Annotated in this window: 22 protein-coding genes and 1 pseudogene; 4 read left to right on the top strand and 19 right to left on the bottom strand. The window is 67.3% G+C overall.

Annotation, left to right across the window (positions count from 1 at the left end; all coding sequences use genetic code 11):
• Positions 1 to 23: 23 nt before the first annotated feature.
• On the top strand, positions 24 to 1340 hold the full coding sequence (locus ACQ858_RS06535) for an NAD(P)/FAD-dependent oxidoreductase (RefSeq protein ID WP_431276805.1): 1317 nt from the start codon (positions 24 to 26) through the stop codon (positions 1338 to 1340).
• 120 nt (positions 1341 to 1460) lie between these two features.
• Here the strand turns inward: ACQ858_RS06535 and ACQ858_RS06530 are convergent.
• The 13 genes and pseudogenes from ACQ858_RS06530 to ACQ858_RS06470 form a co-directional block, all read right to left on the bottom strand.
• A pseudogene (locus ACQ858_RS06530) lies at positions 1461 to 2669 on the bottom strand (DUF1501 domain-containing protein).
• Positions 2670 to 2680: 11 nt separating this feature from the next.
• Entirely contained in the window at positions 2681 to 4240 is a 1560-nt protein-coding gene (locus ACQ858_RS06525) for a DUF1800 domain-containing protein (RefSeq protein WP_431275937.1), read from the bottom strand.
• 86 nt (positions 4241 to 4326) lie between these two features.
• Positions 4327 to 5001 (bottom strand): DsbA family oxidoreductase, encoded by a 675-nt coding sequence (locus tag ACQ858_RS06520; RefSeq protein ID WP_431275936.1) that lies wholly within the window; start codon positions 4999 to 5001, stop codon positions 4327 to 4329.
• Positions 5002 to 5093: 92 nt separating this feature from the next.
• Entirely contained in the window at positions 5094 to 5858 is a 765-nt protein-coding gene (locus ACQ858_RS06515) for an alpha/beta fold hydrolase (protein ID WP_431275935.1), read from the bottom strand.
• Positions 5859 to 5919: 61 nt separating this feature from the next.
• Positions 5920 to 7131 carry a 3-carboxy-cis,cis-muconate cycloisomerase gene (pcaB, locus tag ACQ858_RS06510; RefSeq protein WP_431275934.1) on the bottom strand — a complete coding sequence of 404 codons (1212 nt, stop codon included), beginning with the start codon at positions 7129 to 7131 and terminating at the stop codon, positions 5920 to 5922.
• Positions 7132 to 7143: 12 nt separating this feature from the next.
• A complete protein-coding gene (locus tag ACQ858_RS06505; protein ID WP_431275933.1) occupies positions 7144 to 7977 on the bottom strand; it encodes a shikimate dehydrogenase family protein in 834 nt (277 codons plus the stop codon).
• A gap of 21 nt (positions 7978 to 7998) precedes the next feature.
• Positions 7999 to 8751: an ABC transporter ATP-binding protein gene (locus ACQ858_RS06500; protein WP_431275932.1), complete on the bottom strand. Its 753-nt coding sequence runs from the start codon at positions 8749 to 8751 to the stop codon at positions 7999 to 8001.
• Between the two features lie 11 nt (positions 8752 to 8762).
• On the bottom strand, positions 8763 to 9509 hold the full coding sequence (locus ACQ858_RS06495; RefSeq protein WP_431275931.1) for an ABC transporter ATP-binding protein: 747 nt from the start codon (positions 9507 to 9509) through the stop codon (positions 8763 to 8765).
• Positions 9506 to 10501 (bottom strand): branched-chain amino acid ABC transporter permease, encoded by a 996-nt coding sequence (locus ACQ858_RS06490; protein WP_431275930.1) that lies wholly within the window; start codon positions 10499 to 10501, stop codon positions 9506 to 9508. The genes ACQ858_RS06495 and ACQ858_RS06490 overlap by 4 nt, the downstream gene beginning before the upstream one ends.
• Positions 10498 to 11373: a branched-chain amino acid ABC transporter permease gene (locus tag ACQ858_RS06485; RefSeq protein WP_431275929.1), complete on the bottom strand. Its 876-nt coding sequence runs from the start codon at positions 11371 to 11373 to the stop codon at positions 10498 to 10500. Before ACQ858_RS06485 ends, ACQ858_RS06490 begins: the two co-directional genes overlap by 4 nt.
• Positions 11374 to 11395: 22 nt before the next feature.
• Complete coding sequence (locus ACQ858_RS06480) at positions 11396 to 12559, bottom strand: ABC transporter substrate-binding protein (protein WP_431275928.1); 1164 nt, start codon at positions 12557 to 12559, stop codon at positions 11396 to 11398.
• Positions 12560 to 12614: 55 nt separating this feature from the next.
• A complete protein-coding gene (locus ACQ858_RS06475) occupies positions 12615 to 13496 on the bottom strand; it encodes a sugar phosphate isomerase/epimerase family protein (protein ID WP_431275927.1) in 882 nt (293 codons plus the stop codon).
• A gap of 37 nt (positions 13497 to 13533) precedes the next feature.
• A complete protein-coding gene (locus tag ACQ858_RS06470; RefSeq protein WP_431275926.1) occupies positions 13534 to 14457 on the bottom strand; it encodes a shikimate dehydrogenase family protein in 924 nt (307 codons plus the stop codon).
• A gap of 169 nt (positions 14458 to 14626) precedes the next feature.
• Here ACQ858_RS06470 and ACQ858_RS06465 point away from each other — a divergent pair, with 169 nt between their 5' ends.
• A complete protein-coding gene (locus ACQ858_RS06465; RefSeq protein ID WP_431275925.1) occupies positions 14627 to 15412 on the top strand; it encodes an IclR family transcriptional regulator domain-containing protein in 786 nt (261 codons plus the stop codon).
• Positions 15413 to 15515: 103 nt separating this feature from the next.
• On the opposite strand, the gene ACQ858_RS06460 is transcribed toward ACQ858_RS06465, so the two are convergent.
• The 3 genes from ACQ858_RS06460 to aroC all read right to left on the bottom strand — a co-directional run bounded on the left by ACQ858_RS06460 (position 15516) and on the right by aroC (position 19478).
• Positions 15516 to 16928: an MFS transporter gene (locus tag ACQ858_RS06460; RefSeq protein WP_431275924.1), complete on the bottom strand. Its 1413-nt coding sequence runs from the start codon at positions 16926 to 16928 to the stop codon at positions 15516 to 15518.
• Positions 16929 to 17169: 241 nt separating this feature from the next.
• On the bottom strand, positions 17170 to 18354 hold the full coding sequence (locus tag ACQ858_RS06455) for an MFS transporter (RefSeq protein ID WP_431275923.1): 1185 nt from the start codon (positions 18352 to 18354) through the stop codon (positions 17170 to 17172).
• Positions 18354 to 19478, bottom strand: a complete 1125-nt coding sequence (gene aroC, locus ACQ858_RS06450) for a chorismate synthase (RefSeq protein WP_431275922.1) — start codon at positions 19476 to 19478, stop codon at positions 18354 to 18356. The genes ACQ858_RS06455 and aroC overlap by 1 nt, the downstream gene beginning before the upstream one ends.
• Positions 19479 to 19578: 100 nt before the next feature.
• Between aroC and ACQ858_RS06445 the strand changes: the two genes are divergently transcribed.
• Both ACQ858_RS06445 and ACQ858_RS06440 read left to right on the top strand, forming a co-directional pair.
• Positions 19579 to 19998: a cupin domain-containing protein gene (locus tag ACQ858_RS06445; RefSeq protein ID WP_431275921.1), complete on the top strand. Its 420-nt coding sequence runs from the start codon at positions 19579 to 19581 to the stop codon at positions 19996 to 19998.
• A gap of 49 nt (positions 19999 to 20047) precedes the next feature.
• A complete protein-coding gene (locus ACQ858_RS06440) occupies positions 20048 to 20617 on the top strand; it encodes a GbsR/MarR family transcriptional regulator (protein WP_431275920.1) in 570 nt (189 codons plus the stop codon).
• Here ACQ858_RS06440 and cydX read toward each other — a convergent pair.
• Genes cydX through ACQ858_RS06425 form a run of 3 tightly spaced genes read right to left on the bottom strand, consistent with a single transcriptional unit; the run spans position 20614 to position 23560 of the window.
• The gene (cydX, locus tag ACQ858_RS06435) at positions 20614 to 20745 is read right to left on the bottom strand and encodes a cytochrome bd-I oxidase subunit CydX (protein WP_431275919.1); all 132 of its coding nucleotides are present in this window, start codon (positions 20743 to 20745) and stop codon (positions 20614 to 20616) included. The genes ACQ858_RS06440 and cydX overlap by 4 nt on opposite strands.
• A 31-nt stretch (positions 20746 to 20776) precedes the next feature.
• Positions 20777 to 21931 carry a cytochrome d ubiquinol oxidase subunit II gene (gene cydB, locus ACQ858_RS06430; RefSeq protein WP_431275918.1) on the bottom strand — a complete coding sequence of 385 codons (1155 nt, stop codon included), beginning with the start codon at positions 21929 to 21931 and terminating at the stop codon, positions 20777 to 20779.
• Between the two features lie 15 nt (positions 21932 to 21946).
• Complete coding sequence (locus ACQ858_RS06425) at positions 21947 to 23560, bottom strand: cytochrome ubiquinol oxidase subunit I (RefSeq protein ID WP_431275917.1); 1614 nt, start codon at positions 23558 to 23560, stop codon at positions 21947 to 21949.
• Between the last annotated feature and the right edge of the window lie 32 nt (positions 23561 to 23592).

Below are 23592 nucleotides of genomic sequence, written 5' to 3'. Positions count from 1 at the left end.
CCCCCTCATCCGGCCGCCCGCACATCGTCATCATCGGCTGCGGTTTCGGCGGCCTCGAGGCGGCGCGCAAGCTGCAGAGCGCCGACGTCGACGTCACGGTCATCGACAAGACCAACCACCATCTCTTCCAGCCCCTGCTCTACCAGGTGGCGACCGCCGGGCTGGCGGCGCCGGCCATCGCGGCGCCCGTTCGGGTGCTGTTCCGGCGCCGGCCGAACGTCACCACACTGCTCGGCGAAGTCACCGGCATCGATCCGAAGGCGCAGCAGGTGCGGCTGGCCGACGGCACCCTCATCGACTGGGACCACCTGATCGTCGCGGCCGGCGCCACGCACAGCTATTTCGGCAACGACCAATGGGCGCAGGCCGCGCCGGGACTCAAGACGCTGGCGGATGCCTTCGAGATCCGCCGCCGCGTCCTGCTGAGCTTCGAACAGGCCGAGGTCGAGACCGACCCCGAGAAGCGCCGCGCGCTGCTGACTTTCGCGGTGATCGGCGCCGGGCCGACCGGCGTCGAGATGGCCGGGACCATGGCGGAGATCGCGCGCCACACGCTCTCGGGCGAATTCCGGCGCATCGACCCTGCCAGTGCCGAGGTGCTGCTGATCGAGGGCGGCCCGCGCGTGCTGCAGGCCATGCCCGAATCGCTCAGCCAGCGCGCGCTGGAGCAGTTGCAGAAGCTCGGCGTGCAGGTGCGGCTGAATGCGCGCGTGACGGCGGTCGAGCCCCACGGGCTGCAGGTCGAATCGCCGTTCAGCGACGGCGGGGCCGGCGTCGGCAGCCATCACATCCCGTGCAACTGCGTGGTGTGGGCGGCCGGCGTCGCCGCCTCGCCGCTGGGCCGCATGCTGGCCGCCGTGACCGGCGCGGAAACCGACCGCGCGGGCCGCGTGAAGGTGCTGCCGGATCTGAGCCTGCCGGGCTATCCGAACATCAGCGTGGTGGGCGATCTCGCGGCCGCGATGAGCCACCGCCCGGGCCGCGAACCCAAGCCCGTGCCCGGCGTGTCGCCCGGCGCCAAGCAGATGGGCCGCGCCGCCGCCACGAACATCCTGCGCCGCATCGCGGGCCGGGCGACGGAGCCCTTCCGCTACCGCGACTACGGCAACCTCGCGACCATCGGCCGCAATTCGGCGGTGGTCGATCTGGGCACGCCCTTCGGCCCGCTGCGCTTCTCGGGGAAGGCGGCGTGGCTGTTCTGGCTGTTCGCGCACGTGTACTTCCTGATCGGCTTTCGCAATCGCTTCGTGGTGCTGCTGGACTGGGCGAGCGCGTACTGGAGCTTCCAGCGCTATGCGCGCGTGGTGGCGGATGTCCGGGCACGGGGGAACCAGCCATGAGCCATGCACGCGTCGAAAGCAAGCTCCAATCCCTCGGCCTCGAGCTGCCGCCACAACTCGCGATGCCGCCCGGCATGGTGCTCCCGTTTCCGTGGGTGCGCGTGGTCGGCATGGTGAACGTCAGACCACCCCCAGATCCTTCGGCGCCACGCCTTCGAACACCCGATCGAGCTGCGCAGGCAAGAGCCCGTACATCCGCTTGAACAGCCCCCGAACACAGCCCGGTACTCGTTGAGCACCGGGTAGTCGCGGTTCTGGAAGAGGCGGTCCTGTGTCAGCGCCACCTGCTCGCCGACCACCCGCCCGCCTGCCCGGGCCGCCAGCCCGCCGCCGAGCACCCAGTAGACCGTTCCATGGCCATGGTCGGTGCCGCGGTTGCCGTTTTCGCGGGAAGGTGCGGCCGAACTCGCTGATCACCACCACGACGGTGTTGCGCCAGCCGTCACCGATCTCCGCAGCGAAACCCGACAGGCCACGCCCGAGTTCGTCGAGCCGGTTCGCGAGATAGCCCGTCGCGCCGCCCTGCCCCACGTGCGTGTCCCAGCCGCCGATGTCGACGAAGCCCAGGTCGAAGCGCTCGCGCATGAGCCGCGCCATGCGGCGCGCGACGAGCTCGAAGCCCTTGGCGCTCATCGCATCGCGACTCGCGGCCTCCATCTCGGCCTGCATGGAACGCATCACCTCGTCGCGGACCTGGAAACCCTCCGCGACCGGCTGCGCCAGCGACGTGTTGCGATACATGGACTGAATCACCCGACTCTGCCGCTCGTCGATGCCGGGGCGCCCCACGCCGGCGAGCGCCATGTTGGCCGCCTTAGCCTCGCCGTGCATCGCAATCGGCAACTGGTTCGTGAACGCGATGGGCGACACGTCCACGCGCGGCCCTGCGCCCAGCACCATGGCGAGCCGGTTGAGGAAGCCCGACCGGTAGTCACGCCGCCTGTCGAGCGCCTGGCCGAGCTCGATCGAATCCTGCGTCTCGAAGTGGCTGCGGGTGAGGTCGTCCGTGCCCGCGAAGGCGATGAAGGCGGCCTGCCGCTTCTGGAACAGCGGCATCACGCTCGGTGCGAGCACGGGGTGCAGGCCCCACACGCCATCGAGCGCCAGGGCACCGTCCCTCTCGCCGGGTCGGGCGATGGCGATGTTGGGCCGTGCGGCGTAGTAGAAGTCGCTCGACGTGGGCACCAGCACGTTCGCGCAGTCGTAGGCACCGCGCAGGAAGACCACGAGCAGCTTGGCGCCACCTGCCGCCGGCGCGGCGACAAGATGACCGGCCACCCCGGCAGCGGCGGTCGCGCCAAGGAGTCTGAGCACATCGCGTCGTTGCATGGCAGCCTCCTTCAACGGTGCATCCGTTCGGGCGACGCGAGCAGGAAGGTGTTCCAGTCCTGCGGCGACCTGGCCTCTGCCAGCGCCTCGCGCGTGTCGATACTCATCGACGGCAGGCCGAGGCGCACGACGGGCGACTCGGCAAGCGCGGGCGGGGCCGGCCGCTCGCCCAGGACACCATCGTCGCGGCGGAACAGCACGCCGCCGTTCGCCCCGATGGCCCGGGCGATCTCGAAGCGGGTGCTCATCTGTCCCGCGCTGGCCCAGGCATCCTGCGTCATCGGATAGCCATCGGGCGTCTCATGGCCGTAGAGCGGCTCGCCCATGCGGGCCATCCACTGGAGCATCGGATCCACGTTGCTGACGATACGGCCGTCGTCGGCGAGCCGGACACTGGCGATCACGTAGTGCACCGGATCGCGGAACTTGCGGCCGAGCGAGGCGGCGAATTCGCGCGACTCGAACATCGTCTGCAGCGTCTCGGCAATGTCACCGTCCGACTTGCGGAAGGTCTCGGCCATGCGGCCCACCAGTGCGGGCGATGGATCGTCGGCGACGAAATACACCGCGAGCTTGCGCGAGATGAAGCGCGCCGTCGCGGGTGCGCGGGCCAGGCGGTCGAGCGCCTCGTCCACCTCGGCGAGCCCGCGCTGCGTCATGGGCTGGCCCAGCAGCGTCTTCGCGCCATAGTCATGACGGTTCGGATTGAATTCGAACAGGCCCTGCTGCACGTAGTCGCCACGGACATCCGGCTGCATGCGCGGCGGCGCATCGGGCGCGCGCACCCGGATGCCCACGCCCGTGAGCACCCGGGCCAGTTCCTGCACGTCGGCCTGCGAATAGCCGCTGCCAACGCCCAGGGTGTGGAGCTCCATCAGCTCGCGCGCGTAGTTCTCGTTGATCCGGTCGGCGGCGTTCTGCGCGTTGTCCAGGTACAGCAGCATCGCCGGGTGATGCAGCGTGGCACCGAGCAAGTCTCGGAACCGGCCCAGCGCATGCGGGCGGATCGCGGTTTCCTCATAGTCGCCGACCAGCGCGCGCAGGTTGGCCTTGCGTGCGTTCACGTTGAAGTGATTCATCCAGAACCACGTCATCTGTTCCTCGAGCTGATTGGGCGAGTAAAGCGCGCGCAGAACGAAGCGCTGCTGCGCCTCGCGCGCGAGGCGGGTCAGGTCCTGCTGGAGGGTCTTGCGCGCCTCCTTCTTCTGTTCCTCGTCGGCCAGCTCGTTCATCGCACGCCGCTGCGCTCTCAGCGACGCGACGATCGCTTCGGCGGGCGTGTGCGAGATGGTCATCGCGTCGATCTGAGCCTGGACCTCTGCAGGCAGCGCGGCGGGACGTGGATGCAGTTGCTCGCGCAGCCATTCGGGCAGCCCGAGGCGCTCCAGGTCCCTTGCACCGCCGGCGTTCGCGCCCCAGCTCACCCGTTCGAGCCAGCGAAGCTGAACGGCTTCGTCAGCTGCGGGGACCTGCGGGAGCGATCCTCGGCCGGCGGGTGCCGCACAGGCGCCGAACAGCAACGACGACGTGAGCAGGAGTCCGGACACCACCATGCGACGTGGGGTTCTCATCGGGTTTTCCTCGCCCCGGAGCACCGCCGGGGCTGCCCCACTCAACCAGCCGGCGTCTGCGCCGGTTGACGGTCTTTACACGCCGATCAGGCGACGGCCACGCTCGGGGGCGCTGCGCCTGCGATCTGCCGCAGCGCACGCTCGAACACCTCCACCGGCTGGCCGCCCGAGATCAAGTGCTTGTTGTCGATGATGATCGCGGGCACGGAATGGATGCCGGCCTCGGTGTAGAGCCGTTCGCGCGCGCGGGTTTCGGCGGCGAATTCGTGGCTCTCGAGGATCTCGCGTGCCCGCTGCGGATCGAGCCCCGCCTCGGTCGCGAGGCGCACCAGCACTTCGGGATCCGACGGGTTCTCGCCATCGGTGTGGCAGGCCTTGAGCAGCGCTTTCTTCAGCGCGACCTGCTTGGAAAGATCTTCGCGCTCGGCCCAGTGCAGCAGCCGGTGCGCGTCGAAGGTGTTGTAGACGCGCGAGCGCCCTTCGGGGCGGAACTCGAAGCCGACCGAAGCGCCGCGTGCGCGGATCGCTTCGCGGGCCTGCGCCTGCTGCTCGCGCGTGGAACCATACTTCTGGTTCAGGTGCTCGAAGGCATCCTGCCCTTCGGGCGGCATGGCCGGGTTCAGCTCGAAGGGCTGGAAGCGGAGCTCGGCAGTGATCTCGGGCGCGAGCTTCTTCAGAGCGGCTTCGAGCGAGCCGAGGCCGACGGCGCACCAGGGGCACGACACGTCGGACACGAAATCGATGTGGAGTCGGGTAGGCATGGCCCGCATCATGAGGCCGCGCGGAACTTTCAACCGACGCGGGCCCGATCACCCCACGGGCCACTACGTCATCGCGGCCGGGCCGGCTTGCTTCAGAGGCTGCGCCAGAAGTCCACCAGCGTCTGGCTGAACTCCACCGGGCGCTCGACCGCGCTCAGGTGCGCCGCATCGATGGTGACCAGGCGCGCGCCCGGAATCGCCTCCGCGATGGTTTCGGACATGGCGGGCGGCGTCGCTTCGTCGCGTGCGCCGGCGATCACCAGCGTGGGCACCGAGATGGCGCGATTGCTCTCGCGGAAATCGATCGCCGCGACCGCATGGCAGCTCGCGATGTAGCCGGCGGCATCGGTACTCAGCAGCGTTTCGGTCAGCTTGCGGGCCTCCTCGGCCCCTTCGGGGGTCGAAACGTACTCGGGCGTGAGCCAGCGCGCGACGGCCCCGGATGCGATGGCCGCCACGCCCTGAGCCTGAACCGTCTCGATGCGCGTGCGCCATGGCGCCTGGTCGGGATAGTGCGCGGACGAGTTCGCGATCACCAGGCTCCTGAGCATCCCGGGATGCTTCGGCGCCAGCGCCTGCGCCGTCATGCCGCCCATCGACAGGCCGACGAAATGGATAGGCACGTCGCCCGCCTCGCGCGTGATGAGTTCCGCGGCGTCATCGGCAAGCGCCTCTATCGTGAGCGGACCGGCCACCACTTCGGAGCGGCCGTGATTACGGTGGTCGTACCGAATCACCGTGTGCGCGCGGGCGAGCTGCTCAGCCACACCGTCCCACATGTGCAGGTCGCAGCCCAGTGCATGACTCAACACGACGATCGGGCCGTCGCCTTCGCGGACGACATTCAGACGGGTCATGGTGTTTCCTTTCGTTGATGTGTCCTGGGCAGGTGCGGCAGCCACAGCGTCGAAGCGGAAGTCATTTGGCGATCTGAGGTGGATGGAGTTGGGCTTGCAGCACCAGCGCCTGCGCCAGCGCCATCTCGCCGGCGGACCCGGCGAGCGCCGGATCGAACCATTCGTCGGCGGCATCACGGGGAAGCTCGGCGCGCAGCCGGTCGATATTGGAGCGCATCCGCGCTGCATCCGCATGCAGGCCGGGCAAAGCCCCTGCAAGCGCACGCACGCTGCCGTGCGCCGACATCAGCAACTGCGGCCACTCGCCGAGTTCGGCCTGCCATGCACCGAGGGCGCGCTCGTGTTCCTGCGGCATGGCCTGCAGCAAGGCGGCGACGCGCTGCGGCGCGCGCTCGGCGGCCGCGAGCGCGACCATCGAAGCCACCGGATTTCGCTTGTACGGCATCGCGGACGAACCGCCGCGCCCCGGCTCGCCGGGCTCGGCGAGTTCACCGACCTCGTACTGGCCCATGAGCGAGATGTCCTTCGCGATCTTGCCGAGGCTGCCGACCATGATGCCGAGCTCGCAGCCGAGCGCGACCCATTCGTCGCGCTGCGTATGCCGAGCCGCGCCCGGATCGCCGAGACCGAGCGCCTCGGCCATGAGGTGGCGCACCTGCGGTCCCAGCCCCTTCATCTGCGCCAGCGTGCCGACGGCTCCGCCGAGTTGCACATTCAGCGCGCGGCGCGCGGCCTGCGAAATCCGATCGCGGCTGCGCACCAGCGGCGCGGCCCAGCCGACGCACTTCAGGCCGAAGCTGGTGACCGAGGCCGGCTGCATCAGCGTGCGCGCGAGGATGGGGGTGGTCGCATGCGTCTCGGCATGCCGCAGCAGCACCTGCGCGGCCTTGGCCAGGTCGGCCTCGACCAGCGACACGGCCTCGCGCGTGACCAGCGCCATCGCGGTGTCGATCACATCCTGGCTGGTGCTGCCGAAATGCACGTAGCGCACCGCATCGGCGTTGAAGAGGCCCACCGCTTCCTTGAGGCTCTTCACGAGCGGGATCGCGACGCTGCCGGCGCGGCTGCTGCCGCGCACGATCTTCGCCACATCGAAAAGCTCGACCTTGCAGCTGCCGACGATCGACTGCGCCGCCGATTCGGGGATCAGGCCGACCTGCGCCTGTGCGCGTGCCAGCGCGGCCTCGAAGCGCAGCATCGCGTCGATGAAGTCGTGGTCGCTGAAGGCCGCCAGAGTTTCGGACGTGGAGAGGAACCCCTCGAAGATGCTCATGGCACTCGGTGTTCAGTAGGCAAGTGTGGCAACGGCGCGCAGTTCCTCGGCGGTGGCGGTGCCGTAGCCGAAGAATTCGAGATAGGCCGGGATCATCTCGAACAGCATGTCGGTGCCGACCTGCACCGCGCAGCCCTTTTCCTTGGCGGCGCGCAGGAGCGGCGTGTATTCGCTCTTCATCACCACCTCGCCGACGAAGGTGGTGGGCGCGATGCGGTCGATGTCGAAGGGCAGCGGATCGCCCTCCTTCATGCCCAGCGGCGTGGCGTTGACCACGAGCTCGAAGCCCGCCGGATCGTTGGAGCCGGTCGTGACCTTGAGCTTCGGGTAGTGGGTGCGCAGCCGCTCGGCGAGCGCTTCGGCCGACGCGGCGCTCATGTCGAAGAGCGCCATCTCCGCGACGTTCGCCGCGGCGAGCGACGCAGCGATCGCCGAGCCCACGCCGCCGCTGCCCGACACCAGCACCCGCGTGCCGTCGAGCGAACGGCCCTTGCGCTGCACGCCGCGCACGAAGCCCGCGCCGTCGAACTGGTCGCCGACCAGCCGGCCGTCGGCGCGCTTGAGCACCGCATTGCAGGCGCCCGCGATCCTCGCGGTGGGCGTGACTTCGTCGACCAGCGACATGGTCGTGATCTTGTGCGGCATGGTCACGAGCGCGCCGCGCAGGTTGGTGAACTTGAAGACCGACGCGAACACCCCGGGATAGTCCTCGGCCTTCACGCCCATCGGGATGACGACCGCATCGATGCCCTGCTTCTCGAACCAGGGGTTGTAGATCATGGGAGCCTTGAAGCTCTCCGTTGGATAGCCGAGATGGGCGATGAGGGTGGTCTTGCCGGAAATCATTGCAGTGGTCCTAGGGATGAATCACGCCGTCGCCGCTGCCGCAGCATGGGCGCCGCCGAGGAAAAGCCGTTCGATGTTCGGGTCGGCCAATAGCGCGTCGGCCCGCTTGTGCAGCACGAGGCGGCCCGATTCGAGCGCGATCGCCTCGTCCGCCATGTGCAGCGCGCTCTTCACGTTCTGCTCGACCATGAGCACCGTCGTGCCGCCGTCGGCCAGCCGGCGCAGCAGCTTGAAGACGTCCTGCACCACGATCGGCGACAGGCCGATCGAAGGCTCGTCGATCAGGATGACCTTGGGCCGAAGCAGCAGCGCGCGGCCGACTTCGAGCTGCTTCTGCTCGCCGCCCGAGAGCGAGGCCGCCGCGCTGTGCATGCGCTCCTTGACGCGCGGAAAGAACTCCAGCACTTCGGGAATGCGCTCGCGCGTGGTCTTCATGCCCAGCGTGATGCCGCCGAGCTCCAGGTTCTCGAAGGCGGTGAGCTGGCCGAACAGGTTGCGCCCCTGCGGGACGAAGGCGACGCCGTGCTTCACCAGCAGGTCGCGCGCGCTGGCGCCGGTGATGTCCTGCCCGTCGAGGCGGATCGCACCCTGACGCACCTTGAGCAGGCCGAACATCGTCTTCAGCACCGTGGACTTGCCCGCGCCGTTGGGCCCGAGCAGCAGCGTGATCCTGCCGCGCTTCGCCTTGAACGACAGGTTGTTGAGGATCATGAAATCCTTGTAGCCCGCGACGACGTTGTCGAACTCGATGCAGGTGTCGGAATTGTTTTGCATGCTCGTCACCATCAGCTTCCGAGATAGGCGTCCAGCACCTGCTTGTTGGCACGGATCTCCGCCGGCGTGCCGACGGCCATCACCTTGCCCTCGACCATCACCATGATGCGGTGGCACAGGTCCATCACGAAGTCCATGTTGTGTTCGATCACGACGAAGCTGCCGCGGCGCGTGCGGTTGAGGTCCTTCAAGAGCGACGAGAGGCCGCTCACCAGGCTCGGGTTGACGCCGGCGCAGGGCTCGTCGAGGAGCACCAGGTCGGGGTCGCTCATGAAGGCCATGCCGATGTCCACCAGCTTCTGCTGGCCATAGGAGAGCAGGCCGGCCTTCTTGTCGGCCACATGGCGGATGCGGAACTGATCGATCAGCGCGTCGGCCTTGGGGCCGAGGCCCGAGTCGCCGGGCGCGAACATGCGGCTCCACATCGTGCCCTGGTGCTCCTGCGCGGCGACGATGAGGTTCTCGCGCACGGTCATCTTGCCGAACACCTGCAGCGTCTGGAAGGTGCGGCCGACGCCGCGCCGGTTGAGCTCCAGCGGCCCGAGCACGGTGACATCGTCGCCCTTGAGCTCGATGCGTCCGGCATCGGGCGCGATCTGCCCGAGCATGCAGTTGAAGAGCGTGGTCTTGCCCGAGCCGTTGGGGCCGATCACGCCGAAGATCTCGCCGGGGCGGACCTCGAAGCTCACGCCGCCCACGGCCTGGATCGCACCGTACGACTTGCGCAGGTCGGTCACGCGCAGGACAGGAGCGCTCATTGAACCACCCCCACCTTCTGCGCCATCGCCGCGCGGGCCTGCGACGCTTCGCGCGATTCGCGGCGCGCGCGGATGCGATCGGGGATCGAGAGCAGCCCATCGGGCAGCCACACCATCAGCAACACCACGGCGCCGCCGAACAGCGGCAGGTACCAGTCGGACACACCGGGCACATCGCGCAGCCATTCGGGCAGCACCACACCGACCGCTGCGCCCAGCACCGGCCCCCAGAAGTACCCGGGGCCGCCGACCACGACCATCAGGTACATCATGATCGACGCCGCCACGGTGAACGGCGCCGGCTCGATGAACTGCACCAGCGAAGCGAACAGACCGCCCGCCACGCCCGCGTAGGCGGCGCCGATCGCGAAGCTCAGCAGCGTGTAGCCGCGCACGCTGATGCCCAGGCTCTCGGCCCGGATCGGGTTGTCGCGCAGCGCGGTGAAGGCCTTGCCCCACGGCGAGCGCAACAGGCCCCAGAGTGCGAGCGCGAGCAGGACCGCGACCGCCAGCACCAGGTAGTAGTACGGCCGGTTGCCCTCCAGCGACAGCCCGAAGAGCGACGGACGCGCCACGTTGTTGATGCCGAAGGTGCCGCCGGTGAGCCACTCCTCGTTGCGCATCACGAGCCAGATCGCGGTGTTGAAGCCCAGCGTGGCGAAGGCGAGGTAGATGGTCTGCACGCGCAGCGCCGGGAAGCCGAGCGCCAGCCCCACCGCGAAGCACAGCACCGCAGCGGCTGGCAGCCCCAGCCAGAAGCTGAACCCCGCCTTGAGCACCAGCGCCATGGTGTAGGCGCCGATGCCGAGAAAGGCCGCATGGCCGAGCGACTTCTGCCCCGCGTAGCCCACGGTGAGGTTGAGCCCCATCGTCGCGATGATGAAGATCAGCCAGTAGCTCAGCAGGTAGACCCCGTAGTTCTTGAGGAACTGCGGCGCGATGAGCATCGCGGCCAGCGCGGCGGCGATGAAGAAGACATGGAGCTTTTTCATACCTTCCGCTCCTCCTTCTTTCCGAGGAGGCCCTGGGGCTTGAACAGGATCACGACCATGAAAATCACCAGCGCCACCGCGTCCTTGTAGGCCGGCGAGATGTAGGCCGCCGCGAGGTTCTCGGCCACGCCGACGATCAGCCCGCCCACCAGCGCGCCGCGCGAGTTGTTGAAGCCGCCGATGATGGCCGCGAAGAACGCCTTGCTGCCCAGGCTTTCGCCCATGTCGAACTTGGCGAGATAGGTCGGCGTGACCAAGAGCGCTGCCGCCACCGCGAGCGCCGCGTTGATCGCGAAGGTATAGAACACCATGCGCGGCACGTTGATGCCCAGCACGCTCGCGCTTTCGGTGTTCTGCGCCACGGCCTGCATCGCGCGGCCGGTCACGGTCTTCGCGAGGAAGGCCTGCGTCGCCAGCACGATCGCCACCGCGAGCACGAAAGTGCCGAGGTCACCCATCGTGATCGTCACGCCCGCGACATTGAAGAGCTTGTCCGGGAACAGGCTCGGAAAGGGCTGTGCTTCGGCGCTGTAGGCCGCGCGCACGCCGTTGCGCATCGCGATCGACAGGCCGATGCTCGCGACCACGATCGGCATCATTCCGTACTTGAGGAGCGGATCGACCACGCCGCGCTTGAACGCCCAGCCAAGCACCCCCACCGCCACCGCGATGGTGAGCACGAAGCTCACCGCCAGCGGTGCACCGAAGGACATGAACGCCAGCATGGCAAAGGCCGGCAGCATCACGAATTCGCCCTGGGCGAAGTTGATGGTGCCGCTGGCCTGCCAGAGCAGCGTGAAGCCGAGCGCCGCCAGCGCGTAGATCGAGCCGGTGGCGAGCCCGGAAAAGAAGAGCTGCAGGAAGTCGGTCATGGAACCCGGCTCGCCCTCGCGCTTACTGCTTCTTGCCCAGTGCGGGCAGGATTTCCTTCACCTCCTGCTTGCCGTTCTTCACCTCGACGATGAAGCTCTCGCGGTCGAGATCGCCCTTGTCGTCGATGGTCACGTCCATCAGCACGCCGGGCTCCTTCGCGACCGGGATCGTCAGGCCGTGCAGCGCCTTGGCGATCGCGATGCGGTCGAGCTTGCCGGCCTTTTCCACACCGGCCTTGAACATGTAGACGCTGGTGTAACCCTTGATGCCGTTGTGGTCGGGGATGTACTTGTATTCCTTCTCGAACTTCGCGCGGAAGGCGCGCATCGTCGGGATCGGCGCATCGACCGTGAGGCCCACGTGCGCGAGGATTCCGTTGGCGGACTCACCCGCGAGTTCGATCACCTTCTGGCTCGGCAGCACCGTCTCGCCGAGGATCGGCTTGCTCCAGCCCTGCTTGCGCAGCTCGCGCAGCGCGCGCGCCGACTCTTCCTCGTTGGTGTAGACGAACACCGCGTCCGGATTGCTCTGCTTGGCCTTGAGCACCGGCGCCGACCAGTCGACCTGACCCGGCTCGGTCGAGATGTCGGCCACGATCTTGATGCCGTTCGCTTCGGCGGACTTCATGAACGCATCGCGCCCGCCCTTGCCGAAGTCGTTGTTGACGAAGATCACCGCGATCGTCTTGGCCTTGAGATTCGCGGCCACGTAGCGCGCCAGCTTGGGCATCGCGTTGACCTGCGAGAAGCTCGTGCGGAAGACGAAGGGATTGCCCTGCGCGGTGATCGCGGTGGCTTCGGCGCCGGTGAAGTTCGGCGTTTCGCCGCGGCGCGTCTCGGCCATGCTGACGATCATCGAGCCCGAGAAGCCCGGGCCGAACACCGCGATCACGCCGTTGTCGACCGCCTTGGCGGCCATGGCCTTGGCGACGCCGGGGTTCGACTGCGTGTCGCTGATCGCGCTTTCGATCTTCTTGCCGAGGATGCCGCCGGAGGCGTTGATCTCCTTGATCGCGAGTTCGACGCCATTCCTGAAGTTCGTGCCTGCCGTGGCGCCCGTGCCCGACAGCTCCTGGATGTTCGCCACCTTGATGGTGTCCTGGGCGAAAGCGCCGCCCGCGCAGGCGGCCAGCGCACACGCCGCGGCCAGACGGATCGCGAATCGGCGGGGTTGAAGAATGGTCATCGAAGTCTCCTCTTTGGTGGTTGATGGTTTGTGATTGATGATCGTCATGGGCGGCTCAGGGCTGAGACACATGGACGGGCTCGCCGCCCGCGACATGCGACTCGCTGAGCCAGCGCGCGCTCTTCATCGCGCGCTGTCCGACCACCATCGGGTCGGAGTTCACGTAGTCGTCGTTGAACACCTCGAAGGTGTAGTGGCCGCGGTAGCCCTTGTCCTCCAGAAGCTGCACGAGGTCGCGCACATCGTGCAGGCCTTCGCCCGGGAACAGGCGCTGGTGGCGCGCGAGCTCGATCATGTCGGACTGGCGATCGCTGTATTCGAAGAAGTAGTCGGCGAGCTGCACGAGAAAAATCTTCTCGACCGGCACGTCCGCAAGCTGTCTGAGCGTCTCGGGCGTGTCGTCGCCGCGCACGGACATGTGGAAGAAATCGAGGTTGAGGCCGACGTTCTCGCGGTCGCAGCGGCGCACGATGTCCCACGCCTGATGCCAGCGGTTGGTGTGCCGGCCCCACGACAGCGCCTCGTAGCAGATGCGGATGCCCAGCGGCGTCGCGAGCGTGGCGAGCGTGCGCAGGTCTTCGGCCGCGCGGTCGGGGTCGTCGATCGCGAGCGGCGAGGTGGTCGAGCAGCACAGCAGCAGATCGGTGCCGACCAGCGCCATCTGGCGCAACTGCTCGCGCGCCATTTCGAGCCGGTGGGGGCGCATCGCGTCGGGGGCGCACTCGAAGTCCCGCAGCGGCTGGAAGTCGGTGACCTTGAGGCCGCTTTGCTTGACGAGCTCGGCCGCCTTGTCGACACCGGCCGGATGGTTGATGAGATCGCGCGCCCAGAGCTCCACGCCCGAGAAGCCGGCCGCCTTCATGCACTCCAGCTTGTGGCCGAGCTCCCCGCCCATGGTGACGGTGTTGAAGCCGAAGCGGTCGAGGGCGATGGCCATGGAAGTCTCTGTCCTTGGAAGATGAACGGGCTGCGCCTCAGGCCACGCTGGCGGAGTGATAGCGCAACGGCGTGTGGATCTCGTCGGCCATCGAAACGGGGTAGATCAGCTCGCGCAGGAAGTTCGCGTCGTGGCGCACCGCGTTCGCGGCATCCTTGTGGCCGAAGAAGTCGAGGTAGTGCGGCATCTGCTGGATCAGCATCTCGAAGCCGGCCTGCGCGTTGAGGCCGCGCTCGCGCGCCGCGCGCACCAGCGGCGTGGGCTGGCCGCGCAGGAGGATGTCGAACAGCGCCGCGTGCGCGTCCATGCGCGCGACATCCACCGGTATCGGGTCCTCGGGCCTGAGGCCCAGCGAGGTGGCGTTGATGACGAGGTCATAGCCCGCGGGATCGTTGCTGTCCACCGCGACCGTCGTCGCGTCGAAGAAGGCATCGAGCTTGGCCGCGACGCCCGCCGCCTTGCCCGCCGCGATGTCGTAAAAGGCGATGTGCTCGGCGCCGTTGACCGTGCCACCTTCGGCCAATGCGACGCCGATGGCCGCCGCGCTCACCCCCGCACCGAGGATCAGCACGCGCTTGCCGCGGAACGGGATGTTGTAGCGGTCGAGCGCGCCGATCAGCCCTTCGCCGTCGAACAGATCGCCTTCCAGCTCGCCGTTGTCGATGCGTCGCACCACGTTGGCGGAACCCGCGACGCGGCCGAAGAGGCCGCAGCCGTCCAGCAGGTCGACCAGCGACGGCTTGTGCGGCGGTGCGATCACCATGCCGCGCACATTCCTGGCCAGGAAGGCCGCCTTCACGAAGACGGCCAGGTCGCGCCGCCCCACCTGCACCGGCACCATCACCGCATCGATGCCGAAACGCTCGAACACCGCGTTGAACATGCGCGGCAGGCGCACGTTCGTGACCGGGTCGCCCGGGAGAAGGTAGAGAGAGGTGCTGCCGACGATGGAGGGGAACATACGGAGTGTCTCGCTTCAAGTTGTTCGACTATCGACCGAATCACCGAGGAGGCGCCGCTAATGTAGCGGTGCATGTACACCGGTCGTAGCAGAAGGAAGTGTGAAAACGCGATTATCAAACTACACTGATCGATCATCGAACGCTTTCAGGGTTTGTCCCACAAACGCCATGGACAACGAGACATCCCCCGCCCCGCCCGGCCTCGACAAGCGCGACTGGATCGCCGGCCTCGAGCGCGGCATCTCCGTCATCGAATCCTTCGACGACGCGCATCAGCGCATGACCGCCAGCGAGGCCGGCCAGCGCACCGGCATGACGCGAACCGCCGCGCGCCGCTACCTGCTGACACTGCAGCACATGGGCTACGTGGCGAGCGACGGCAAGCTCTTCTGGCTCACGCCGCGCGTGCTGCGGCTCGGGCAGTCCTACCTTGAATCGGCGCGGCTGCCGCGCATCGTGCAGCCCTTTCTCCAGCGCGTGGCGGCCGGCACGCACGAGATCGCCTACCTCAGCGTGATGGACGGCGACGAGGTGGTCTACATCGCGCGCAACGGCCCGAACCGCAGCATGAGCACCGGCTACGTGCTCGGCGCACGGGTGCCGGCGCAGGTGACGGCGTCCGGAATGCTGATGCTCGCGATGCGCAGCGACGAGGAGCGCAGCGCCTGGCTGGAAACGCACGAGCTGGCGGTGTTCACGTCGCACACCATCTCGAGCAAGGAGCGCATGAAGCTCGAGCTGGCGCGCATTCGCGCCCAGGGGTGGGCGCTTTCGGAGCAGCAGCTGGATCTGAATTCACGCGGCATCGCGGTGCCGCTGCGGGACCGTCATGGGGAACTGGTCGGGGCGCTCAACGTGACGATGCCCATGGGCCATGAAAGCAGCGAGGACGCGGTCGCCCGCGTCCTCCCCGTTCTGCGCGAAACCGCGCAAGCGATGCGGAATTTGATCTGACCCCCAGGCTCGCGCACTTCGTGTCGCTCTCCACCCCCTTTCAGGGGGCAACCCCGACGGCCCGGCGAAGCCGGTTCCGTGGGGTTTCTGGGTTCACTTCACCTCAAGCGACGGCTTTGGTCAGTGAGGCGCCGGCCAGCGTCTGGGCGCGCAGGCGGTCGTATTCATCCTTGGGAACGGGGGCCGCGTTCGGCTTGCCCAGATCGTTGAGGTGGACGCGGTAGGTTTCGCGGGCACTCATCACGGCGATGGCAGCGATCGCGGTGATGCCGAGGGTCAGCGCACCGATGATCATCGGGATGTTGGCGGCACCGGGCGGCGCGACGGCCACGAACAGCGCCGGCAGCATCGCGGTGATGGCGGTGCCGAGGTTCTGCGAGATCGCCATGGCCGAGCAGCGGGTGCGGGTCGGGAACAGCTCCGGGTAAAAGCTCGGGAAGACCGCGTTGTAGCCCTGGTACACGATGCCCCACATCAGGAGCGACATCACGATCGCCAGCGGCACGTTGTGGATGCTGATCGCATAGAGATAGCCGAAGGACAGGAGACCCGCGCCCAGCGAACCGAGCACCATCGGAAACTTGCGGCCGACCCTGTCCGAAAGGTTGCCGACCATCGGGATGACGATCACCGCGATGATGTTGCCGAGCACCGGAATCCACAGATAGATGTCCTTCTGGAAGCCGATGCCGTAGGCCGGCTGCACCGCATAGGCCGCGCCGAACACGGTGGCGACGACCGGGATGACGTTCATGAGCGAAGCGCAGACCACGCGGATCATGTCCTTCCAGCTCTGCGTGAGGGCCTCGATGACCGGGGCCTTCGGCGCGGCTTGGCCCTGCCCGACTTCCTCGGTGAACGCGGGCGTCTCGTCGACTTCACGGCGGATGATGTAGCCGGCCGCGATCACGACGAAGCTCAGGATGAACGGAATGCGCCAGCCCCAGCTCAGGAAGGCGTCGTCGGGCATGTAGTGCGCGAGCGGCAGGAACACGGCGGCCGCGAGGATCTGGCCGGCCTGCACGCCCTGCAGCGTGAAGCTGGCGAAGAAGCCGCGCCGGCCGAAGGGCGCGTGCTCGAGGATCATCGAGCTGGCGCCGGAGATTTCGCCGGCCACCGCGAAGCCCTGGACGAGGCGCAGGATCACGAGCAGCACGGGCGCGAGCAGGCCGACCTGGTCATAGGTCGGCAGCAGGCCGACCGCGATGGTCGAGAAACCCATGAGGAACATGCACACCAGCAGCATGTGCTTGCGCCCTTTGGTATCGCCCCAGTGGCCGAGCACGAAGGCGCCGATCGGGCGCGCGATATAGCCGACCCCGTAGGTCGCCAGCGAAGCGACGATGGCGATCGTGGGGTCGCCCTTGGGGAAGAAGATCTGCGGAAAGATCAACGACGCGGCGGTGGCGTAGATGAAGAAGTCGTAGTACTCCAATGCCGAACCGATCCAGCCGCTGGCGGCCGCCTTCTTGGATTGGTGTCGGCCTTTCGGTTCCGAGTCCTGGGGGTTGCTCATTTGTCTCTCCGGATGATGGGTCGGGGGCGGCGGACTTGGGACGGGGTCCCGCCGGCTTCGTTCGGCTATCGCGCAAATCGGTGCGCGCAGGGTGAATGTAGTGCGCGGTCCCTGCGGGGGCACAGCGAAATCCGGCGACGGAAATCGATGATCGTACCCGAGCGATCGATCATCGAACGCTCTCCGGGTTTCTCCTGAACGCGGCGCGGACATGCCGAGGCGGAACGAACTCGCCTGAGGGTCAAGCCGTCTTCGCGACCTTCTCGAGCTTCTGCGCCCGCCACGCGCAGAAGCTCGCGGCCGCGGCCAGCGCTGTGGCCACGCTGAACATCACGACATAGCCGAAGCGCTGCGCGATCGCGCCGCCCGCGAGGACGCCCAGCACACCGCCGAAGCCGTAGCCGGTCACCGTGAAGAGCGCCTGTCCGCGCCCGCGCAACCGGCCCGGAAAGTGCCGGGTCACCATCGCGATGCAGGTCGTGTGATGCGCCGCGAACGAGAGCGCGTGCAGCAGTTGCGCCACCACGAGCGCCCAGATCCATTGGCCCAGGCCCGCGGTGATGCCCATGCGCAGCACGGTCGCAAGGCCGCAAAGCAGCAGCCAGCGCGGCATCGCCAACAACCCCAGCAGCCGACCCTGGAGAAAGAACCACGCGATCTCGGCCACCACCGACAGCGCCCACAGCAACCCGATCGTCCCCTTGCCGTAGCCCAGCGAATCGAGGTACAGCGACAAGAATCCGTAGACCGCGAAGTGCGACATCACGTGGAAGAACAGCGAGGCGAAGAACCACCGCACCGCCGGAAAGCGCAGCACCGGGCCCACGGGCACCTTCTCATGCGAATGCGCCGCGACCGGTTCGCGCACGTCGGGCAGGCGCAGCGTCGCGAGCAGCACGATCGCCAGCGTGCCGGCCGCCCACGCCGGGAAGTGCCGCATACCGAAGCGTTCGAACCACTCACCCGCGAAGAACACCGTGACGAGAAATCCTGCCGAGCCCCACAACCGGATGCGCCCGTAGCGCCCCCAGTCGCCGGCCACCAGATGCGCCATCGCCGCTTCGGTGAGCGACATCATCGAACTGGTGTGCGTGAACATGACGAGCAGTACCAGGCCCAGCCACCACGGGCCGCCGTTCCACCAGAGGCCGAGCGACGACAGCAGCGCCACGGCCGCGCTGAACCGCAGCAGCTTGACGCGCTCGCCGGTGTGATCGCTCAACGCACCCCACGCATAGGGTGCGAAGACGCGCGTGACCGACTGCACCGAGGTCAGCAGGCTGATGACGAAGATCGGCAGCCCGAGCTCCTTCAGCCAGAGCGGAAGGTAGGGGTTGAAGAAGCCGATGTGGGCGAAGTAGCTCGCCGAAAGCGCGGCAAAGGCCAGCAGATGGCCCTTGCCACCGGCCGCCCGCGGCGCCGGCACTACAGGAAGGACGCCTGGGGCGACGAAGACTCCGCGGCGTTCGACGGCTTGCCCGGCGACACATCCACGTCACCGCACTGCGCGCGATTGCGCAAGGCATGCTCGATGACGACCAGCGCCAGCATCGCCTCCGCGATCGGCGTCGCGCGGATGCCGACGCAGGGGTCGTGCCGTCCCTTGGTGACGACCTCGACCGGCTGGTTGTTCACGTCGATCGACTGGCGCGGGCTGATGATCGAGCTGGTCGGCTTGATCGCGATGCTCACCTCGAGGTCCTGCCCCGTCGTGATGCCGCCGAGCACGCCGCCCGCGTTGTTGGTCTCGAAGCCCGACGGCGTGATCGAATCGCCGTGCGTGGTGCCGCGCTGCGCGACGCTCGCGAAGCCGGCGCCGATCTCGACGCCCTTCACCGCGTTGATGCCCATCATGGCCCAGGCGATGTCGGCGTCCATCTTGTCGAAGAGCGGCTCGCCGAGGCCCACGGGCACGTTCGACGCGGTGACGCGCACGCGCGCGCCGCAGGAGTCGCCGGCCTTGCGCAGCGAATCCATGTACGCCTCGAGATGCGACACATCGGCGATCGGCGCGAAGAAGGGATTGTTCGGCACATGCTCCCAGCTCTCGAAGGGAATCGCGATCTCGCCGATCTGCGACATGCAGCCGCGCAACACCGTGCCGTACTTCTCGAAGAGCCACTTCTTGGCGACAGCGCCAGCCGCGACCATCGGCGCGGTGAGGCGTGCCGACGAGCGTCCGCCGCCGCGCGGATCGCGGATGCCGTACTTCTTCCAGTAGGTGAAGTCGGCGTGGCCGGGGCGGAACTGCTGGGCGATCTGGCCGTAGTCCTTGCTGCGCTGGTCGGTGTTCTGGATCAGGAGCGCGATCGGCGTGCCGGTGGTCCTGCCCTCGTACACGCCGCTCAGGATCTGCACCGTGTCGGGCTCGTTGCGCTGGGTGACGTGGCGGCTGGTGCCGGGGCGGCGGCGGTCGAGGTCGCGCTGGATGTCGGCTTCGCTGAGGGCCATGCCGGGCGGGCAGCCGTCGATCACGCACCCGATCGCGGGGCCATGGGATTCACCGAAGTTGGTGACTGCGAAAAGGGTGCCGAAGGTATTGCCGCTCATGGCGCGGATTATCCCAGCGTCCGCGCCCCGCGGCGGGGCGGGACCACGGGAACGCTTTATGCATGCTGCGGCGCAGCATCCCCTCTTCAAAGGAACGCTCATGCTGGATCGGACCGACACGAAGTTCTCCCACGTCAAGCCGGCGGATACCGGGTACGTCTCGGGCGGCCTGCGTGACTTCTTCCTCTACCGCGATCTCGGCGTGGCGGACGCCACCCATGGCAAGGTGATCGCGCACCTCGTCAAGGCCAACATGGCACCGGAAGCGGGCACCGGCTGGCACCGGCACGAGGCGGACTTCCAGATCGTGATCATGGTCAAGGGCTGGGCCCGCTTCATGTACGAAGACAAGGAAACCCTCGTCGAGGCCGGCGACGTGGTGCACCAGCGCCCGGGCATCCGGCATTACCTCTTCGACTACTCGCCCGACATGGAATACCTCGAGATCGTCTCGCCGGCCGACTTCAAGAGCGTCGACGTCGATCCCGTGTGCGAGGTGCCGAACCCTACGCCCTGGTGAGTTTTCAGTATTTCCTGAACGTGCAGCATTTCGGCGTCAAAATCGCCGGATGCCTGCATCCGCCCTGCCGCCGCTCAGCCGCCAGTTCGTCGCCCACTTCGGCGAGATGGGCAGCAAATGGGGCATCAACCGGACCGTCGGCCAGATCTACGCGCTGATCTTCATCTCGGAGCGCGCACTCAACGCCGACGAGATCGCCGAGCTGCTGGAGTTCTCGCGCTCGAACGTGAGCATGGGCCTCAAGGAGCTCCAGGCGTGGCGCCTCGTGCACCTGCGCCACCAGCCAGGGGACCGGCGCGAGTATTTCGAGGCACCTTCCGATGTGTGGGAAATCTTCCGCGTGCTGGCCGAGGAGCGCCGCCGCCGCGAGATCGAGCCCACGCTGTCGATGCTGCGCAGTGCGATGCTCGAAGAGCCCTCTTCCGACGAGGAGCGCCATGCCCAGCAGCGCATGCGCGAGATGTACGACCTCATCGACCGGCTCATGAAGTGGTTCGACGAGGTGCAGCGCCTCGCGCCCGAAACCGCGATGCAGCTCATGGGCCTGGGCGCGACCGTGACCAAGGTGCTCGGCCTCAAGGACCGCATTACCGGTACGGCACGCAAGAAGGCGCCCTAGCCGCCATGCGGCGTGTCTAGCTTGTCGTGGCGGATGGCCTCGTCATCCATGAGCTCGTACCACATCGCGTTGAGCACCGCGAAAGTCGCTGCCAGCGGCAGCCCCAGTATCCAGGCGAAGTACCACATGGTGTATTCCTCTGTTGATTCTTGGATGTGATCAGTAGGCGTGCCCGCGCTCTTCGCGGATCGCATCGCGATCGACCTTGCCGCGCAGCACGTGGTAGATCCAGCCGGTGTAGGCCACGATGATCGGAATGAAGATCACCGTCACCACCAGCATGATGAACAACGTCAGGTGGCTCGACGACGAGTCGAACGCGGTCAGGCTCGCGCGCGGGTCGGCCGAGGACGGCAGGATGAAGGGGAACATCGACACACCGACGCTCAGGATGATCCCGGCGATGCTCAGGGCACTGGCCAGCAGGGTCGTCAGTTCCGCGCGCGCGCGAAAGCCGATGAAGGCGAGCAGCGCGCCCGCGAGCCCGAGACCCGGGACGACGTACAGAACCGGGCGGGCCGCGTAGTTGGTGAACCATGCGCTCGCATAGGTCTCGACCGTCTTGAGCAGCGGATTGGACGGACCGTCGGGCGCGAGCGAACTCGTCACGCGGTAGCCATCGATGAACTTCCAGAGCAGGAAGCCCGCCACCGCATACAGGACCGCGGTCAGCAGCGCCGCGATGCCCCCGTAGCTGCGCGCGCGATCGGCGACCGCGCCTTCGGTCTTCAACTGCAGCCACGCGGCGCCGTGCATCGCAAGCATCGCCACCGACACCAGGCCGCACAGCAGTGCGAAGGGATTGAGCAGGCCGAAGAAGGTGCCGTCGTAGTGGATCTGCATGTCGGTCCCGAAGCGGAACGGCACGCCCTGAAGCACGTTGCCCATGGCGACGCCGCAGATCAGCGAAGGCACGAAGCCGCCGATGAAGAGCGCCGCATCCCAGCGCCCGCGCCGGGCCGCGTCGCCCCGCTTGCTCCTGAACTTGAAGGCGACCGGCCGCAGGATGAGCGCGACGAGGATCGCGAACATCGCGATGTAGAAGCCCGAGAACGACACCGCATAGAGCTGCGGCCACGCCGCGAAGATCGCGCCGCCGCCGAGGATGAGCCAGACCTGGTTGCCCTCCCAGACCGGCCCGACGCTGTTGATGATCACGCGGCGCTCCAGGTCGTCGCGGCCAGCGAAGGGCAGCAGCATGCCGGTGCCCAGATCGAAGCCGTCCATGACGGCGAAGCCGACCAGCAGCACGCCGAGCAGCAGCCACCAGACGACGCGCAGGAATTCGTAGGAAAGAAGTGTGTGCAGGATCATGTTCGTGCTCCGGGGTCAGTCGGCGGCAAGCGGTGAACGGGCCAGCGCGGCGGCCAATTCGGGATCGGCTTCGGCGCGATACGCGGCCGGCGCGGGCACCGGGTGTTCGGTCGGTCCCTTGCGGATCGCACCCAGCATCAGCTTCATCTCGACGATGAACAGGACCGTGTAGATCAGCGTGAAGATCAGGATCGTCATCAGCACTGTGGCCGCGCCGAGGTTCGAGACCGCCACCGCCGTGGGCAGCACGCCTTCGATCACCCACGGCTGGCGGCCGACCTCGGCCACGATCCAGCCCAGCTCGGCCGCGATCCACGGCAGCGGGATCGCGAACACCGCCGCCTTGAGCAGCCATGGATGCGCGTCGAGCCTGCGCCGCGCGGAGAGCACGAAGAAGGTCGCGGTCAGCACGATGAAGAGCATGCCGAGGCCGACCATGAGGCGGAACGACCAGTAGAGCTGCCACACCGGCGGAATCGTGTCGAGCGCGGCTTGCGCGACCTGCTCCGGCGTCGCCTTGCGCGGATCGTCGACGTAGCGCTTGAGCAGGAGCGCGTAGCCGAGTGCGTGGCCGTTCTCCTCGAAGATGGTCTTGGCCGATTCGGGAACCGCAGCGGTGCTGCCGGCCTCGCGGATCTTCTGCAGTGCGTCGTAGGCCGAGATGCCGACGCGGATGTTGAGCTCCGCGCGGTGCACGAGGTCGTCGATGCCGGGGATCTCGGTGGTCAGCGAGCGCGTGCCGATCAGGCCCAGCAGCCATGGGACGTGCACCGCGAAGTGCGTCTCGCGCGTGCGCTGGTCGGGAAAGCCGAAGGCGGTGAACGCGGCCGGCGCGGGCTCGGTCTTCCACATCGCTTCGAGCGCAGCGACCTTCATCTTCTGATGCTCGGTGGAGAGATAGCCCGATTCGTCACCAAGCAGCACCACCGACAGCGAGGCCGCGAGCCCGAAGGAAGCGGCGACCGTCATCGAACGCTTCGCGAGCTGCAGATGCCGGCCCTTGAGCACATACCACGCCGACACGCCGAGCACGAAGATCGAAGCCACCACATAGCCCGCCGAGACCGTGTGCACGAACTTGGCCTGCGCCACGGGGTTGGTCAGCACCGCGAAGAAGTCGTTCACTTCCATGCGCATCGTCTGCGGATTGAACGACGCGCCGACCGGGTTCTGCATCCAGCCGTTCGCGATCAGGATCCACAGCGCCGAGAAGTTCGAGCCGATCGCGACCAGCCACGCGACGATCAGGTGCGCGACCTTGGACAGGCGCTCCCAGCCGAAGAAGAACAGGCCCACGAAGCTCGCTTCGAGGAAGAAGGCCATCAGCCCCTCGATGGCGAGCGGTGCACCGAAGACGTCGCCGACGTAGTGGCTGTAGTAGCTCCAGTTCATGCCGAACTGGAACTCCATGACGATGCCGGTGGCCACGCCCATCGCGAAGTTGATGCCGAAGAGCAGCCCCCAGAACTTCGTCATGTCGCGCCAGATCGTGCGGCCGGTCATCACGTAGACCGTCTCCATGATCGCGACGATGATGGACAAGCCGAGCGTCAGGGGCACAAAGAGAAAGTGATACAGCGCCGTGAGGGCGAACTGCAATCGTGAGAGAGCGACGATGTCGAGGTCCATGGGGTTCCTTTCGTGTTCTTGCGAATCCTTGA

The sequence above is a fragment of the Variovorax ureilyticus genome (genome assembly GCF_050632185.1).
GTDB classification, from domain to species: domain Bacteria; phylum Pseudomonadota; class Gammaproteobacteria; order Burkholderiales; family Burkholderiaceae_C; genus Variovorax; species Variovorax ureilyticus_A.
The sequence above is the reverse complement of the archived record's forward strand: the minus strand, read 5'-3'. Positions and strand labels throughout refer to the sequence as shown.

Excerpts from the sequence above, each read along its gene's own strand:
- ACQ858_RS06525 (WP_431275937.1), bottom strand. The coding sequence starts at position 4,240 with ATGAGAACCCCACGTCGCATGGTGGTGTCCGGACTCCTGCTCACGTCG.
- ACQ858_RS06520 (WP_431275936.1), bottom strand. The coding sequence starts at position 5,001 with ATGCCTACCCGACTCCACATCGATTTCGTGTCCGACGTGTCGTGCCCC.
- ACQ858_RS06515 (WP_431275935.1), bottom strand. The coding sequence starts at position 5,858 with ATGACCCGTCTGAATGTCGTCCGCGAAGGCGACGGCCCGATCGTCGTG.
- pcaB (WP_431275934.1), bottom strand. The coding sequence starts at position 7,131 with ATGAGCATCTTCGAGGGGTTCCTCTCCACGTCCGAAACTCTGGCGGCC.
- ACQ858_RS06505 (WP_431275933.1), bottom strand. The coding sequence starts at position 7,977 with ATGATTTCCGGCAAGACCACCCTCATCGCCCATCTCGGCTATCCAACG.
- ACQ858_RS06500 (WP_431275932.1), bottom strand. The coding sequence starts at position 8,751 with ATGCAAAACAATTCCGACACCTGCATCGAGTTCGACAACGTCGTCGCG.
- ACQ858_RS06495 (WP_431275931.1), bottom strand. The coding sequence starts at position 9,509 with ATGAGCGCTCCTGTCCTGCGCGTGACCGACCTGCGCAAGTCGTACGGT.
- ACQ858_RS06490 (WP_431275930.1), bottom strand. The coding sequence starts at position 10,501 with ATGAAAAAGCTCCATGTCTTCTTCATCGCCGCCGCGCTGGCCGCGATG.
- ACQ858_RS06485 (WP_431275929.1), bottom strand. The coding sequence starts at position 11,373 with ATGACCGACTTCCTGCAGCTCTTCTTTTCCGGGCTCGCCACCGGCTCG.
- ACQ858_RS06480 (WP_431275928.1), bottom strand. The coding sequence starts at position 12,559 with ATGACCATTCTTCAACCCCGCCGATTCGCGATCCGTCTGGCCGCGGCG.
- ACQ858_RS06475 (WP_431275927.1), bottom strand. The coding sequence starts at position 13,496 with ATGGCCATCGCCCTCGACCGCTTCGGCTTCAACACCGTCACCATGGGC.
- ACQ858_RS06470 (WP_431275926.1), bottom strand. The coding sequence starts at position 14,457 with ATGTTCCCCTCCATCGTCGGCAGCACCTCTCTCTACCTTCTCCCGGGC.
- ACQ858_RS06465 (WP_431275925.1), top strand. The coding sequence starts at position 14,627 with ATGGACAACGAGACATCCCCCGCCCCGCCCGGCCTCGACAAGCGCGAC.
- ACQ858_RS06460 (WP_431275924.1), bottom strand. The coding sequence starts at position 16,928 with ATGAGCAACCCCCAGGACTCGGAACCGAAAGGCCGACACCAATCCAAG.
- aroC (WP_431275922.1), bottom strand. The coding sequence starts at position 19,478 with ATGAGCGGCAATACCTTCGGCACCCTTTTCGCAGTCACCAACTTCGGT.
- ACQ858_RS06445 (WP_431275921.1), top strand. The coding sequence starts at position 19,579 with ATGCTGGATCGGACCGACACGAAGTTCTCCCACGTCAAGCCGGCGGAT.
- ACQ858_RS06440 (WP_431275920.1), top strand. The coding sequence starts at position 20,048 with ATGCCTGCATCCGCCCTGCCGCCGCTCAGCCGCCAGTTCGTCGCCCAC.
- cydX (WP_431275919.1), bottom strand. The coding sequence starts at position 20,745 with ATGTGGTACTTCGCCTGGATACTGGGGCTGCCGCTGGCAGCGACTTTC.
- cydB (WP_431275918.1), bottom strand. The coding sequence starts at position 21,931 with ATGATCCTGCACACACTTCTTTCCTACGAATTCCTGCGCGTCGTCTGG.
- ACQ858_RS06425 (WP_431275917.1), bottom strand. The coding sequence starts at position 23,560 with ATGGACCTCGACATCGTCGCTCTCTCACGATTGCAGTTCGCCCTCACG.